Origin of the sequence: Nocardioides lacusdianchii (assembly GCF_020102855.1) — a bacterium.
In the GTDB taxonomy this organism is placed as follows: Bacteria; Actinomycetota; Actinomycetes; order Propionibacteriales; family Nocardioidaceae; genus Nocardioides; species Nocardioides lacusdianchii.
Genome location: NZ_JADHZD010000008.1, coordinates 118,422 through 133,226, shown reverse-complemented (window position 1 = coordinate 133,226; position 14,805 = coordinate 118,422). Strand labels below are relative to the sequence as shown.

Genomic DNA, 14,805 nt, shown 5'->3' with positions numbered 1-14,805 from the left:
GCTCAATCTACTGGCCGGTACTACTGTCCTGTCCGATGACCGGGATGCATGACGACGAGGTGCTCGTCGACGAGGGAGTCGTACGCCGTCTCCTGGCGGCGCAGCACCCGCAGTGGGCCGACCTGCCGCTGCGACGGCTGCCTCCGGTCGGGACGGACAACCAGCTCTGCCGCCTCGGCGACGACCTCCTCGTGCGGCTGCCGAGGATTCCCGGGCCCGCGGAAACCGTCGCCTTCGAGCACACCTGGCTGCCGCTCGTCGCGCCCCACCTGCCGCTGCCGATCCCCGCGCCCGTCGCCCTCGGCGAGCCGGGGGAGGGCTACCCGTTCCCCTGGACCGTGGTGCCGTGGATCGAGGGGGCGACGCCCACGCCGGCGACGTACGACCCCGAGGAGTGGGCGGTGTCGCTCGGCTCCTTCGTGCGGGCGTGCCGCGAGGTGCCGGCGCTCGACGGGCCGGTGACGACCGATGGGCGCGGGGGACCGCTCGCCGCGATGGACGAGTGGGTCCGTCGGTGGACCGCCCGCGCCGACCCCACCGAGGTCTCGCGCGACGCGGTGCTCGCTGTCTGGGACGACGCGCTGGCCGCACCGGCGTACGACGGCGAGCCGCGCTGGTTCCACGGCGACCTCCACGAGGGCAACCTGCTCGTGCGCGACGGCGCTCTCGCCGCGGTGATCGACTGGGGCTGCGCCGGACGCGGCGACCCGGCGATCGAGCTCAACGCGATGTGGGGCTCGCTGCCTCCTTCCGTGGCGGGGCTCTACCGGGAGACCGTCGGTCTCGACGACGCGGCCTACCGCCGCGCGCGTGGCTTCGCGCTCGCGCCCGCGATCAGCGGCTGGACCTACTACCGCGACACCGCGTCGCACATGTCGCAGCTGGGGCTGCGTACGGTGCGACAGCTGATCGCGTCTATGGGCTGAGGGCGTCGGTGGTCGAGTAGCTCGCGAGCGCCAGCGAGCGGCGTATCGAGACGCCTCGGCCGAGCTGGGTCTCGATACGCCTCACTCGTTCCTCGCTCGGCTACTCGACCACCGAGTGGCCAGTCATTGGTGGTCGAGTAGCTCGCGAGCGCCAGCGAGCGGCGTATCGAGACGCGTCGGCCGAGCTGGGTCTCGATACGCCTCACTCGTTCCTTGCTCGGCTACTCGACCACCGAAGGGGAAGTGACCGCTCGGCTACTCGACCACCGAGTGGCCCGTCATCGGTGGTCGAGTAGCTCGCGAGCGCCAGCGAGCGGCGTATCGAGACGCCTCGACCGAGCTGGGTCTCGATACGCCTCACTCGTCCCTCGCTCGGCTACTCGACCACCGAAGGGGAAGTGACCGCTCGGCTACTCGACCACCGAGTGGCCCGTCATCGGTGGTCGAGTAGCTCGCGAGCGCCAGCGAGCGGCGTATCGAGACCCCTTGACCGAGCTGGTCTCGATACGCCTCACTCGTTCCTCGCTCGGCTACTCGACCACCGAGGGTGGACGAACCGTCAGCCGGCGCCCAGCTTCTCCCGGAAGAAGTCCAGCACCGCGTCCACCCCGGCCTGCTGGCGGTGGGTGGTGACGGTGGAGTGTCCCTTGCCCTCGAACTCCACGCGGATGAACGCCTCGCCGAGCTCGGTGGTGAGGGTGTCGAAGCGCTTGCCGACGGCCGGGTCGGAGCGGAAGCGCAAGCCGAGGACCTGCTGGCCGGCGGCGCAGCGCCCCTTCACGATGTCGAGGTCACCGGGGGAGAGGTTGAGGTCGCGCGACCGGCCGGGCGTCACGGCGAAGGGCGCGCTGGGCTGGCAGAGCACGGGGGCGGTGACCGAGGGGTCGACCATCATGGCGAGGGCGAAGCCGCCGGTGAAGCACATCCCCAGCGCACCGACGCCCGGGCCGCCGACCTCGGCGTGCAGGTCGCGCGCCAACGAGCGGAGCCATCCAGCGACCGGGGTGGTCTCCGCGGTGCTGAGCTTGGTGAACTCCCGGCTCACGCACACCCGACCGAGCGCCTTGGCAGTGCTCGTGGCCGTCATCGGCGCAGCGTCGGTGCCGAAGAGGCTGGGCATCAGCACGGTGTGGCCGGCCGCCACGACCTCCTCGGCGAACGCCACCACCTCGGGGGTGATGCCGGGGATCTCGTGCACCACGATCACGCCCGGCCCGACGCCCTTGCGCCAGACCGGGTGGGTGGTGGGCCGTCCCGCCACGTCGGCGGTGTGCTCGGTCCTGGTCCAGCTCGCGAGTGCGTCCACGACCAGAAATCTGCCAGCGGTGCGCGCCCGACGGAAGAGGACGTCCACCGCAGCGGGCGTACGAGGGTCTGTTCATCCGGCCTTCGGCACGACTAGGTTGCTGGCCACAATCCCCCCAGAAGAACAGGTTGATCTCGGATGCAACACTCCCGTTCCCTTCGCGGCCTCGTGGTGGCCGGCTCGCTGGCCCTCGCCGGCACGACGCTCTCCGCCACCGCTGCCGTTCCCGCCATCGCGCTCGCCCCCTCTCCCGGTGCGGCTGCGTGCGTCGACGAGCACGACCACGCCGCCGACGAGGCCCGCGTGCGCGCGGGCTCCAAGAAGCTCGAGCCCGAGCTCTTCCAGGGCCGCGGCGACCAGTACGCCAAGCTCGACAACGCCGCCACGCTCGCGGCGGGCTCGGTCTCGGTCCCCACCTACTTCCACGTCGTCGTGCCCGTCGGCACCTCGCAGGCCGCCAAGGACCGTCTCGGCCAGCTCGTCCAGTCGCAGGTGGCCGTCCTCAACGAGGCCTACACCGGCCGCACCGGCACCCAGTCCTCGGCCGCGACGCCGTTCAGCTTCGACCTCGTCGACATCAACTTCCTCGAGAACGACACGTGGGCCACGGTCACGCCGGGGCCGGTGGAGAAGGAGATGAAGGCCGCCACCCGCGTCGGCGGCAAGGACACCCTCAACGTGTGGACCGCCGACATCGGCGACGACCTGCTCGGCTGGGCGACCTTCCCGACCAGGAAGCTCAACAGCAGCGACGGCGTCGTGATCCTCGACGAGTCGATGCCCGGCGGCACCGCCGGGAAGTACGCCCTCGGCGACACGCTGACCCACGAGGTCGGACACTGGCTGGCGCTTTACCACACGTTCCAGGGCGGCTGCAAGGGCCAGGGCGACCAGGTCGCCGACACCCCGGCGGAGGCCGGACCGCAGTTCGACTGCCCGACCGGCGCCGATACCTGCACCTCTCCCGGGCTCGACCCGATCCACAACTACATGGACTACACGCAGGACTCCTGCATGTACCAGTTCACCGCCGGTCAGGTCGCCCGCATGAGCGACGCCTGGCTGCAGTACCGCGCGGCCTGACGCGCGGCCCGACTCAGAACGTGTAGCCGAAGGCGTCGAGGTCTGCTGCGTAGACCTCGGCGACCTTCGCTCGCGCGGCGTCCGAGTAGTAGTCGCGGTAGCTGCCGTGCGGCGACTTGTTGCGGTGCGGGATGCGGGTCGGCTCGACGCCGAGGCGGCGCTCGACCTCCTGCAGGTCCTCGGCGAACGACTCGGTGCGCCCGATGAAGTCGACCTCGCGGTCCGGCGCGCGGAGGTAGTCGACCTGCGGCCGACCCACGCGCGGCAGCTCGGCCGTCCCGCGCAGCACGAACTCCTCGAAGCCGGAGTACGCCGCGGCGGCGCGCCACATGTCGTTGCCGCGCATCTTCTCGGCGTCGGCACCCTGCGGCCGCCCGCTCGACGGGCCCCACTCGCGGTCCCAGTCCTGGATCATCGACCACCACGAGACCATCCGCGCCCACGGGTTGCGCACGAACGCGAACGACCAGTAGCCGACCGTCTGCGGCTCCGCGCGCAGGATCCGCTCGTACGGCGCATGCCGGCCCAGCGGCGGCCGCACGCCGGGCGCCTTGCTGCGCGCATCGGGGCAGGCGCGCTCGAAGGCGACGCCCACCGACACCCCGCCCGTCTTCGGCACGTGCACGAAGAGCGCACGTTTGGCGTCGGAGATCAGCACGGGCGCGAGGCTAGCCCACGCACCCGTGGCAGGCGCAGCCGCGCGCGAGGCGATGCGGGATGATCTGCGGGTGATGACGTTCCTCGAGCTCGGTCCGGGGCGGGACTTCGTGCTGCTCGCGCTGCCGAAGACCGCGAGCACGACGCTGGAGCGCACGCTGGCGCCGTACGCCACCGAGGTCGTCAGCGCCCCGCCGGCCCGCAAGCACCTCCCGGCCCGGGGCTTCGTGCACACCCGGGCGGCCGGCCTTGCCGAGCAGGGGCACCCGCGGGAGTCCTACGAGCTGGTGACGATGTTCCGTGAGCCGATCGCCTGGCTGGAGTCGTGGTGGCGCTACCGCGCCCGCGACGACAGCCGGCAGTCGACGGCCGACATGTCCTTCGAGCAGTTCGCCCTCCACTACCTCGCCGGCGACGACGACGCACCGATCCCGAAGGGACGACCGGCGAAGTTCCTCCACGCCCAGGGCGCCGTCGCGGTCGACCGCGTCTTCAGCGTCGAGCGTCCCGACGTCTGGTCGGCGTGGTTCAGCGAGCGGATCGGCGCACCTCTGGAGTTCGAGCGCCGCAACACGTCGGGCGCCGCCCGCGGTGAGCTGTCCTTCGCCACCCGCGAGGCTCTCGCCGCGCACTTCGCCCCGGAGTACGACGTGTGGCGCCGGCTCGAGGCCACGGGGGAGTGGTCGCGAGCCCGGGGGACCCGGCTGGAGAGCCAGGCTCAGTAGGTGTAGCCGAAGAGCTCGATGTCCTCGGCGTAGACCTCGGCGATCCGCTGGCGCGTCTCGTCGGTGTAGTAGTCGTGGTAGGTCCCGTGCTTGGACTTGTTCTTGTGCACCGGCGTCGACGGCTCGAGCCCCAGCTGCACCTGGACGCGCTGGAGGTCCTCGACGAAGTTCTCGGTGCGGCCGATGAAGTCGACCTCGCGGTTGTGCTTGGGCGCGCGGAGGTACTTGATCTGGGGCGTGCCGACGCGAGGCAGCTCCTCGGTGCCGCGCATCACGAACTCGTCGAAGCCGGAGTACGCCGCTGCGGCGCGCCACATCTCGTTGCCGTCACGCATCGACCCGTGCTTGACGTCCTGGGGCTTGCCGCTCGCGGGTCCGTGGCGCCGGTCCCACGCCGAGATCATCGAGTACCACGACACCATCCGTGCCCACGGGTTCCGCACGAACCCGAAGGTCCAGTAGTCCACGACCTGCGGCTCGTGCTTGATGATCTTGCCGAGCGTGGCGTGCCGGCCGATCGGCGTGCGCGCCTTGCGGGCGTCCGGACAGGCTTCCTTCACCGTGTCCTCGACCGAGACACCGCCGGTCTTGGGGACGTGGACGAAGAGCACCTGCCGGGAGTCGCTGATGAGCACGCGCCGAGGTTATCCCACGCGTGAGACGCCTCCGGCGGACGGCTCACGCGCGCGTTCCTGCGCCGAGCCGAGGCGCGGACGTGCCGAGTGGTCCAGTCCAGCGACGCCCCAAAGCCGAGGAAAACCGCAGGAACTCTCAAGAACAGCAGATCTGTCCGTGGTTCCCCGCACGAACCTCCTACCGTCGACAAAGTCATCGTGGGGATGACATCACTGTCATCGAACCGTGGGGGTTCAGCATGTCGCAGTACAGCCGGCGCACCGTTGTACGTGGAGCAGCCTGGAGCATCCCGGTCGTGGCGGTCGCCGCCAACGCACCGGCCTTCGCCGCGTCCACCGATGCCCCGAGCATCAGCGGCGTCCTGTCCTTCAACGTGTGCAAGCTGGCTGGCGCTGGTCAGAACTGCCAGAGCTATCGAGCCACGCTGACCCTCACGGTCCAGCCCGGTGACCCGTGGACCATCGACATCACCTCGCTGAAGGCAGACGGGACCGACTTCTTCAGCACGGTCGACGTCAAGCAGTTCGCCAACGTGACGAGCAGCAGCAACCTCATCACGTTCACGTTCTGCACCAGCAAGAGCCCCAGTCAGTTCAAGCTGACGCTCGGCTACACCGCTACCAACCAGCGCACCCTGGTCAGCACGGCCAACCTGGGCGGCTCGTACGACCTGACCGGCGTCTCGAACTGTTGATCGCAGGTCGGTCCGCGGTGCAGCTCAGGCCTCGAGCGGCCAGCCGCGCTGCGCCCAGCCGCCGGTGCCGCCCACGACGTTGAAGGCGGGCACGCCCTGGGCGCGCAGGTGGTCGACGACCTGACGGCTGCGGCCACCGGACTGGCAGATCACGAAGACGGGCTGGTCCTGCGGCAGCTCCGCGACCCGGTTCGGGACGTCGTTCATCGGGATGTGCACGGCGCCGGGGACGCGCCCGCCGGCCACCTCGTCGGCCTCGCGCACGTCGACGACGTACGCACCCTGGCTGTGCGCGGCGGCGAACTCGTCGAGGCCGATCTCGTCCTGGGGGCCATTGGCAGCTGCCTCCTGCGCGGCCTGCACCTCCTGGCGTACGGCGTCCATGTCGAGCTCGCGGGCCTGCTCGATCACGCCGGCGAGCGCCTGCGGCGGCAGGGCGCCGGCCTGGTTGAAGAGCAGGACGCCGTCGCGGAAGAGCATCAGGGTAGGGATGGAGGTGATGGCCGCCATCTGGGCGAGCTGCTGCTCGGCCTCGGTGTCGACCTTGCCGAAGACGATGTCGGGGTTGTCCTCGGACGCCTTCTCGTAGACCGGTGCGAACTGCCGGCACGGTCCGCACCAGGCAGCCCAGAAGTCGACGAGGACGATGCCCTCACCGCTCACGGTCTGCTCGAAGTCGGCCAGGGTCAGCTCACGGGTGCTCATGCGTCCAGCCTGCCACGACGACGCCGCGGACTCACGTCGTCGGCGCAGAGGTGGCGGGGGTCACCAACCGCGGGCGCGCCACTCGGCCAGCGAGCCACGCTCCGCGCCGAGGGTCGAGTCGTTGCCGTGGCCGGGGTAGAACCACGTGTTATCGGGCAGCCGGCCGAAGACCTTCTCCTCGAGGTCGTCCATCAGCGAGGTGAAGTCCTCCGGGCTCGTCGTCCGGCCCGGACCGCCCGGGAAGAGCGAGTCCCCGGTGAAGAGGTGGGGGTGCGGCGACACCGCCTCGTCGTCGAGGAGCAGCGCGATCGAGCCCGGGGTGTGGCCGGTGAGCGGGATGACGTGGAGGTCGCACGTGCCGACCGCGACCTTGTCGCCCGCGCCGACGCGCCGGTCGACGCTCACGCCGGTCTGCTCCTCGATCGCTTCCGCGTCGGGGGCGCCGGCGACGACCGTGGCCCCCGGGTGGGCCGCCTTCACCGCGGCCAGCGCGCGGTGGTGGTCCCAGTGCTGGTGGGTGGTGACGATCGAGGTCAGCGGACCGTCGCCGATGAGCTCGAGCAGCCGCTCGGGCTCCGCCGCGGCGTCGACGAGGACGCGCTCGTCGGTCTCGCTGCAGTGCAGGAGGTAGCAGTTGTTGGACATGTCCGAATCGACCGCGACCTTGGTCACCGTCAGGCACCCGGCACGGCGTACGTCGGGTGCGCCGCCGGGGGAGACGTCCCCCGTGTAGTCGGTCGGGCTGTCGTTCACCATGACTCCACCTCCGGGAGGTCGTTCGTGTCGGATTCGAGCCCCTCGCCCGTCCCGCGACCGGTGAGCCACCAGCCGAGGTCGGCGGACGTGCCGGTGACGACGGCGCCCCCGGTCCCCTCGCCGTAGTGCCAGGTCCGGTCCAGGTCGGTGGGGTGCACGCTGAAGGGCGCCGGGTAGGGGCGCTTCGTCATCGAGTCGAGCAGCAGGACCCGGAAGGGCTCCGGCCAGTCGACGGGGGAGTAGCCGGCGCCGAGGTCGGCGTGGTGGATCTCCACCTCGCGCACCCGCATCAGCGCCACGTGGACGAGGGCGAAGTCGGGTCCGCCGGGCGTGCGCTCGAAGCGGCCGGCCCAGTCGTCCTCGTGCATCGCGGCGAGCGCGTCGGAGAAGGTCGCGGTGCCGGCGAGGAGGCGCTCGCGCAGCTCGGCGGGGTCGGCGGCGGCGAGCTCGGCGATGTCGGAGTCGCGGCCCTCGGGGGAGGCGTACATCGGCTGCGGCTCTCCGATGTGCGCCCCGTGGAGGACGCCCGCGAGTCCCTCGGCGTTGAGCGCGAGGTGGGCCACGACGTGGGCGCGGGTCCAGCCCGGCAGCAGCGACGGCTCGGCGTACGCCGCCTCGTCGAGGCGGTCGACGGTCCGGACGAGCGCCCGGTCGGCGTCCGTGATCAGGTCGGCGGCCCGGGCCGCGGAGTCGGTCACGGGGCCATCGTGCCACCTCTGCGGCACCCACCCCCGTGGGTGGACGATCGGGGCGGTGTGGGTGCCGCGTGAGAAGGTGGAACGGTGCGTCGGCTTGACCGCGGGCGCCGTCGAGACGAACATGTGTTCGACTCCACCGACCTGCCCGCCACGAGGACCGACGAGGACATCCGTGACCGACCAGCTCATCATCCGGGGCGCTCGCGAGCACAACCTCAAGGACGTCTCGCTCGACCTGCCGCGCGACGCGCTCATCGTCTTCACCGGCCTGTCCGGGTCCGGCAAGTCCAGCCTCGCCTTCGACACCATCTTCGCCGAGGGCCAGCGCCGCTACGTCGAGTCCCTGTCGGCCTACGCGCGCCAATTCCTCGGCCAGATGGACAAGCCCGACGTCGACTTCATCGAGGGCCTGAGCCCCGCGGTCAGCATCGACCAGAAGTCCACGTCGAAGAACCCGCGCTCGACCGTCGGCACCATCACCGAGGTCTACGACTACCTCCGTCTGCTGTACGCCCGCGCCGGCCGCGCCCACTGCCCCACCTGCGGCGCGCCGATCGAGCGCCAGACCCCGCAGCAGATCGTCGACCGCATCCTCGGCCTCGAGGACGGTCGGCGCTTCCAGGTCCTCGCGCCGGTCATCCGGGGCCGCAAGGGCGAGTACGTCGAGCTGTTCCGCCAGCTCCAGCAGCAGGGCTTCAGCCGCGCCCGTGTGGACGGCGAGACCCACTCCCTCGACGAGCCGCCGACGCTCGACAAGAAGCTCAAGCACACGATCGAGGTCGTCGTCGACCGCCTCGCGGTCAAGGAGTCGTCGAAGCGCCGCCTGACCGACTCGGTCGAGACCGCGCTCGGGCTCGCCGGCGGCCTCGTGGTCTTCGACTTCGTCGACCTCGACGCCAAGGACCCGGGCCGGGAGATGAAGTTCTCCGAGAAGATGGCCTGCCCCAACGACCACACCATCGACACCGACGACCTCGAGCCGCGCTCCTTCTCGTTCAACTCGCCCTTCGGCGCGTGCACGGTCTGCTCAGGCCTCGGCACCAAGATGGAGGTCGACCCCGAGCTGGTGGTCCCCGACACCGGCGCCACGCTGGGCGAGGGCGCCATCGCGCCGTGGAGCGGCGCCCACGTCGCCGACTATTTCCTCCGCCTGATCAACGCGCTCGGCGAGGAGCTCGGCTTCGACCTCAACACCCCGTGGGACCAGTTGACCCCCAAGCAGCGCACGTCGCTGCTCGAGGGCCACTCGACCAAGGTCCACGTCGTCACCAAGAACCGCTACGGCCGCCAGCGGGCCTTCTACGCCGCCTTCGAGGGCGTACGCCCCTACGTGGAGCGCCGGCACCGCGAGGCCGAGTCCGACACCAGCCGCGAGCGCTTCGAGGGCTTCATGCGCGAGGTGCCGTGCCCGGCCTGCCAGGGCTCGCGCCTCAAGCCGGTCTCGGTGTCGGTCACCCTCGGCGCCCGCGACCAGGGCGGCAAGAACATCGCCGAGGTCTGCGCGCTGCCGATCAACGAGGCCGCCCACTACCTCCGCACCGTCGACCTGTCGGTGCGCGAGCGCCAGATCGGCGAGCGGGTGCTCAAGGAGATCCAGGAGCGCCTGCAGTTCCTCCTCGACGTCGGCCTCGACTACCTCTCCCTCGACAGGCCCAGCGGGTCGCTGTCGGGCGGTGAGGCGCAGCGGATCCGCCTCGCCACGCAGATCGGCGCGGGCCTCGTCGGTGTCCTCTACGTCCTCGACGAGCCGTCCATCGGCCTGCACCAGCGCGACAACAAGCGCCTCATCGAGACCCTCCTGCGGCTGAAGGACCTCGGCAACACCCTCATCGTCGTCGAGCACGACGAGGACACCGTCCGCGTCGCCGACTGGGTCGTCGACATCGGCCCCGGCGCCGGCGAGCACGGCGGCCAGGTCGTCCACTCGGGTTCGGTCGAGGACCTGCTCAAGCACCCCGACTCGATGACCGGCCAGTACCTCTCCGGCCGTCGCGAGATCCCCGTCCCCGCCGTACGCCGCCCGCGCACCGTCGGCCGTGAGCTCACGGTCCACGGAGCCCGCGAGCACAACCTCCAGGACGTCGACGTCAGCTTCCCGCTGGGCGTCTTCACCGCCGTCACCGGCGTTTCCGGCTCGGGCAAGTCCACGCTGGTCAACGACATCCTCTACACCTCGCTGGCCAAGCAGATCTACAACGCCCGCACGGTCCCGGGGCGGCACACGAAGATCACCGGCCTCGAGCACGTCGACAAGGTGATCCACGTCGACCAGTCGCCGATCGGTCGCACCCCCCGGTCCAACCCGGCGACCTACACCGGCGTCTTCGACCACGTCCGCAAGCTCTTCGCCTCCACCCCGGAGGCCAAGATGCGCGGGTACCTCCAGGGCCGGTTCTCCTTCAACGTCAAGGGCGGGCGCTGCGAGGCGTGCTCGGGCGACGGCACGATCAAGATCGAGATGAACTTCCTGCCGGACGTCTACGTCCCCTGCGAGGTGTGCCACGGCGCGCGCTACAACCGCGAGACGCTCGAGGTCCACTACAAGGGCAAGACCATCGCCGAGGTCCTCGACATGCCGATCGAGGAGGCCGCGGACTTCTTCGCCGCGGTGCCGGCCATCTCCCGCCACATGAACACCCTCCAGGAGGTCGGCCTCGGCTACGTCCGCCTCGGCCAGCCCGCGACGACCCTGTCGGGCGGCGAGGCGCAGCGCGTCAAGCTCGCCAGCGAGCTGCAGAAGCGCTCGACCGGCCGCACCGTCTACGTCCTCGACGAGCCCACGACGGGCCTGCACTTCGAGGACATCCGCAAGCTGCTCCACGTGCTGTCCGGCCTGGTCGACAAGGGCAACACGGTCCTGGTGATCGAGCACAACCTCGACGTCATCAAGACTGCCGACTGGCTCATCGACATGGGTCCCGAGGGCGGCTCGCGCGGCGGCACCGTCGTCGCGGAGGGCACTCCGGAGGAGGTCGCGGTGGTCGAGGCGAGCCACACCGGCACCTTCCTGCGTCCGATCCTCGAGGGCCGTGGGGCCGAGCAGCCGGGCAAGCCGCGACGCGCGGCTGCAGCCACCTCGGCGCCGGCCGGCAGGACGACGAAGAAGACGGCGGCGGCCAAGAAGCCCGCGAAGAAGGCGGCCGCCACGAAGGCCACGGCGAAGAAGGCAGCACCCCGGAAGGCCGCGGCGAAGAAGTAGTCGTCACAGCATTCTCACAGGTGCGCTGGCTAGCCTCTGGCCGCATGACCGCCATCAACAGACGTCGCGCCCTGTCCGGCTCCGCCGCCGTCGCCGTGGGTGTCCCGCTCCTCGCCGCGTGCGGTGACGACTCGGACACCTCGGCCACCGACCCCGCCACCTCCTCCGGCTCCGACACCCCGGACGCGTCGTCGTCCCCTTCCGAGGAGGGAGGGGCCGCTGCCGGCGGCGCGGTCCTCGCCAGCGCCGCCGACGTACCGGTGAACGGGTGCCTGGTGGTCCCCGACGCCAAGGTCGTGATCACCCAGCCCACCGAGGGCGACTTCAAGGCCTTCACCGCCGTCTGCACCCACCAGGGCTGCCTCGTCGAGACCAGCAGCGACGGCGAGATCCCCTGCCCGTGCCACGCCAGCCGGTTCTCCCTCGAGGACGGCTCGCCGCTCGGCGGTCCGGCCACGGCCGCACTGGCCGCCGTGGAGATCACCGTCGACGGGGACTCCATCACCCGCGCCTGACCGGCCTGTCACGACTGTCGGGGGCCGCCCGTAGGGTTGACGGGTGGCCAACCCGAGCACCTATCGACCCGCGCCGGGGTCGATCCCGACCAAGCCGGGGGTCTACCGGTTCCGGGACGCCAAGGGTCGCGTGATCTACGTCGGCAAGGCCAAGAGCCTGCGCCCGCGCCTGTCGTCGTACTTCCAGGACATCGGCAACCTCCACCCCCGCACCGCGTCCATGGTGACCACCGGCGCCAGCGTCGAGTGGACGGTCGTCGACACCGAGGTCGAGGCGCTCCAGCTGGAGTACAGCTGGATCAAGGAGTTCGACCCGCGCTTCAACGTCAAGTACCGCGACGACAAGTCCTACCCCTGGCTCGCGGTCACCGTGGGCGAGGAGTTCCCGCGCGTGATGGTCGGGCGCGGGGCCAAGCGCAAGGGCACCCGCTACTTCGGCCCCTACAGCCACGCCTGGGCGATCCGCGAGACCGTCGACCTGCTGCTGCGGGTCTTCCCGATGCGCTCGTGCAGCAACGGCGTCTTCAAGCGGTCCGCGCAGATCGGGCGCCCGTGCCTCCTGGGCTACATCGACAAGTGCTCGGCCCCGTGCGTCGGCAGCGTGACGCCGGAGGAGCACCGCGAGATCGTCGACGACTTCTGCGACTTCATGGCCGGGAGCACGACCGCCTTCACCAAGCGCCTCGAGCGCGAGATGTACGCCGCCTCGGAGGCGCTGGACTTCGAGAAGGCCGCGCGGCTCCGTGACGACCTCGGCGCGCTGACCAAGGCGCTGGAGAAGCAGGCGGTGGTGCTGGGCGACGGCACCGACGCCGACGTGATCGCGCTGGCCGAGGACCCGCTCGAGGTGGCCGTGCAGATCTTCTACGTCCGCGGCGGGCGCATCCGCGGCCAGCGGGGCTGGGTGGCCGACCGCTCCGACGACAGCGACACCGCCGGCCTGGTGCAGGAGTTCCTGCTGCAGCTCTACGGCGGCGCCGACCCCGACGCGGGCGACACGATCCCGCGCGAGGTGCTGGTGCCGGCGCTGCCGCCGGACCACACGGTGATGGAGGAGCTGCTCACCGAGCGGCGCGGCAGCCGGGTCGCGATCCGGGTGCCGCAGCGCGGCGACAAGCGCGACCTCCAGGAGACCGTCGCGAGCAACGCCGCGCAGGCGCTCGCGCTCCACAAGACCAAGCGCGCCAGCGACCTCACCACCCGCAACCGCGCGCTCGAGGAGATCCAGCAGGCCCTCGCGCTCGACGAGGTACCGCTGCGCATCGAGTGCTACGACGTGTCCAACCTCCAGGGCACCGAGGTCGTCGCGTCGATGGTCGTCTTCGAGGACGGGTTGTCGCGCAAGTCTGAGTACCGGCGGTTCGTGATCCGCGGCGTCGACGGCCAGAACGACGTGGCGTCGATGCACGAGGTCATCACCCGGCGCTTCAAGCGGCTGCTCGACGAGCAGGCGCGGAGCGAGACGGTGTCGACCGACTCCGGTCCGATGCTCGTCGATCCGGAGACGGGTCGGCCACGGAAGTTCGCCTACGCGCCCTCGCTCGTCGTCGTCGACGGCGGCCCGCCGCAGGTCGCCGCGGCCCAGCAGGCGCTGGCCGAGCTCGGCGTCACCGACATCCCCGTCTGCGGGCTGGCCAAGCGGCTCGAGGAGGTGTGGCTGCCGGGGGAGGAGGACCCCGTCATCATGGCCCGCACCAGCGAGGGCCTCTACCTCCTCCAGCGGATCCGCGACGAGGCCCACCGCTTCGCCATCAACCACCACCGCGGCCGGCGGTCCAAGTCGATGGTGGAGAGCATGCTCGACGACGTGCCCGGCCTCGGCGAGGTCCGGCGCAAGACGCTGCTCAAGCACTTCGGGTCGCTGAAGAAGCTGCGCGAGGCCGAGCCCGATGCGATCGCGCTCGTCCCCGGCATCGGCCCGCGCACGGCTGCGGCGATCAAGGAAGCGGTCGCGAAGGCCGACGCGACCCGCAAGACTGCCCCCAGGGAGCCGGCGGTCAACACCGCCACCGGCGAGCTCATCGAGGAGGACTGAATGGTCGAGGCGACCCCCGGCGAGCTGGTCATCGTCACCGGCATGACCGGCGCCGGACGGAGCACGGCGGCCAAGGAGCTGGAGGACCTCGGCTACTTCGTGGTCGACAACCTCCCGCCGACCCTGGTGCGCGACGTCGTACGCCTCGTCGACGACAGCCGCGGCATCGACCAGCCGATCGCGGTGGTCGTCGACGTGCGCTCGGGCTCGTTCTTCGACTCGCTCCAGGCCAACCGCCACCAGCAGGTCACCGGACGGCCGACGACGCTGCTGTTCCTCGAGGCCACCGACGAGGTGCTCGTACGCCGCCAGGAGGCGGCCCGCCGTCCGCACCCGCTGCAGGGGAGCGGTCGCCTGCTCCACGGATTGCAGCGCGAGCGCGAGGCGATGGCCGACATCCGCGGCGACGCCGACGTGCTGCTCGACACGTCCAACTTCAACGTCCACCAGCTCCAGGACCGGATCACCGAGCTGTTCGGCACCGCGGCGACGACGCGCCTGAAGGTGACCGTCATCAGCTTCGGCTTCAAGTACGGCATCCCCGTCGACGCCGACTGGGTCGCCGACATGCGGTTCCTGCCCAACCCGCACTGGGTCCCCGAGCTGCGCCCGCAGAACGGCCGCGACCCCGACGTGTCCGCCTACGTGCTGTCCCAGCCCGGCGCGGAGACGTTCCTCGACCAGTACCTCCCCGTGCTGCAGACCGTCGCCCAGGGCTACCTGAGGGAGGGCAAGCGCTTCATGCAGGTCGCCGTCGGCTGCACCGGCGGCAAGCACCGCAGCGTGGCCATGACCGAGGCTATCGCCGGGCTCATGCGGCAGGCGGGCTACGACGTGCGCACCGCGCACCGCGACCTCGGCAGGGAGTGA

At 70.9% G+C, this 14,805-nt stretch carries 14 protein-coding genes; 8 read left to right on the top strand and 6 right to left on the bottom strand.

Features of this window, described 5'->3' with window-relative positions; all coding sequences use genetic code 11:
• Positions 1–35 precede the first annotated feature (35 nt).
• Positions 36–926 (top strand): aminoglycoside phosphotransferase family protein, encoded by an 891-nt coding sequence (locus tag IRX98_RS13325; protein WP_224277481.1) that lies wholly within the window; start codon positions 36–38, stop codon positions 924–926.
• A gap of 559 nt (positions 927–1,485) precedes the next feature.
• On the opposite strand, the gene IRX98_RS13320 is transcribed toward IRX98_RS13325, so the two are convergent.
• The gene (locus tag IRX98_RS13320) at positions 1,486–2,232 is read right to left on the bottom strand and encodes a dienelactone hydrolase family protein (RefSeq protein WP_224277479.1); all 747 of its coding nucleotides are present in this window, start codon (positions 2,230–2,232) and stop codon (positions 1,486–1,488) included.
• 138 nt (positions 2,233–2,370) lie between these two features.
• Here IRX98_RS13320 and IRX98_RS13315 point away from each other — a divergent pair, with 138 nt between their 5' ends.
• A complete protein-coding gene (locus IRX98_RS13315; protein ID WP_224277477.1) occupies positions 2,371–3,315 on the top strand; it encodes a zinc metalloprotease in 945 nt (314 codons plus the stop codon).
• 13 nt (positions 3,316–3,328) lie between these two features.
• On the opposite strand, the gene IRX98_RS13310 is transcribed toward IRX98_RS13315, so the two are convergent.
• On the bottom strand, positions 3,329–3,973 hold the full coding sequence (locus IRX98_RS13310) for a sulfotransferase family 2 domain-containing protein (protein ID WP_224277475.1): 645 nt from the start codon (positions 3,971–3,973) through the stop codon (positions 3,329–3,331).
• Between the two features lie 25 nt (positions 3,974–3,998).
• Here IRX98_RS13310 and IRX98_RS13305 point away from each other — a divergent pair, with 25 nt between their 5' ends.
• Positions 3,999–4,697: a hypothetical protein gene (locus IRX98_RS13305; RefSeq protein WP_224277473.1), complete on the top strand. Its 699-nt coding sequence runs from the start codon at positions 3,999–4,001 to the stop codon at positions 4,695–4,697.
• On the opposite strand, the gene IRX98_RS13300 is transcribed toward IRX98_RS13305, so the two are convergent.
• Positions 4,691–5,332, bottom strand: a complete 642-nt coding sequence (locus tag IRX98_RS13300; RefSeq protein WP_224277471.1) for a sulfotransferase family 2 domain-containing protein — start codon at positions 5,330–5,332, stop codon at positions 4,691–4,693. The genes IRX98_RS13305 and IRX98_RS13300 overlap by 7 nt on opposite strands.
• 239 nt (positions 5,333–5,571) lie before the next feature.
• Between IRX98_RS13300 and IRX98_RS13295 the strand changes: the two genes are divergently transcribed.
• A complete protein-coding gene (locus tag IRX98_RS13295) occupies positions 5,572–6,027 on the top strand; it encodes a hypothetical protein (RefSeq protein ID WP_224277469.1) in 456 nt (151 codons plus the stop codon).
• A gap of 24 nt (positions 6,028–6,051) precedes the next feature.
• Here the strand turns inward: IRX98_RS13295 and trxA are convergent, their stop codons facing one another.
• The 3 genes from trxA to IRX98_RS13275 are packed head-to-tail and all read right to left on the bottom strand — an operon-like array spanning position 6,052 to position 8,186.
• Positions 6,052–6,732 (bottom strand): thioredoxin, encoded by a 681-nt coding sequence (gene trxA, locus IRX98_RS23500; RefSeq protein WP_308044955.1) that lies wholly within the window; start codon positions 6,730–6,732, stop codon positions 6,052–6,054.
• Positions 6,733–6,792: 60 nt separating this feature from the next.
• Positions 6,793–7,488: an MBL fold metallo-hydrolase gene (locus tag IRX98_RS13280; RefSeq protein WP_224277467.1), complete on the bottom strand. Its 696-nt coding sequence runs from the start codon at positions 7,486–7,488 to the stop codon at positions 6,793–6,795.
• The gene (locus IRX98_RS13275) at positions 7,482–8,186 is read right to left on the bottom strand and encodes a maleylpyruvate isomerase family mycothiol-dependent enzyme (RefSeq protein WP_224277465.1); all 705 of its coding nucleotides are present in this window, start codon (positions 8,184–8,186) and stop codon (positions 7,482–7,484) included. Before IRX98_RS13275 ends, IRX98_RS13280 begins: the two co-directional genes overlap by 7 nt.
• Before the next feature lie 172 nt (positions 8,187–8,358).
• Between IRX98_RS13275 and uvrA the strand changes: the two genes are divergently transcribed.
• Genes uvrA through rapZ form a run of 4 tightly spaced genes read left to right on the top strand, consistent with a single transcriptional unit; the run spans position 8,359 to position 14,805 of the window.
• Complete coding sequence (uvrA, locus tag IRX98_RS13270; protein ID WP_224277463.1) at positions 8,359–11,385, top strand: excinuclease ABC subunit UvrA; 3,027 nt, start codon at positions 8,359–8,361, stop codon at positions 11,383–11,385.
• 44 nt (positions 11,386–11,429) lie between these two features.
• Positions 11,430–11,900, top strand: coding sequence for a Rieske (2Fe-2S) protein (locus IRX98_RS13265; protein WP_224277460.1), 471 nt, complete (start codon positions 11,430–11,432; stop codon positions 11,898–11,900).
• Positions 11,901–11,943: 43 nt separating this feature from the next.
• Positions 11,944–13,935 carry an excinuclease ABC subunit UvrC gene (gene uvrC / locus IRX98_RS13260; protein WP_224277458.1) on the top strand — a complete coding sequence of 664 codons (1,992 nt, stop codon included), beginning with the start codon at positions 11,944–11,946 and terminating at the stop codon, positions 13,933–13,935.
• Entirely contained in the window at positions 13,936–14,805 is an 870-nt protein-coding gene (gene rapZ / locus IRX98_RS13255; RefSeq protein WP_224277456.1) for an RNase adapter RapZ, read from the top strand.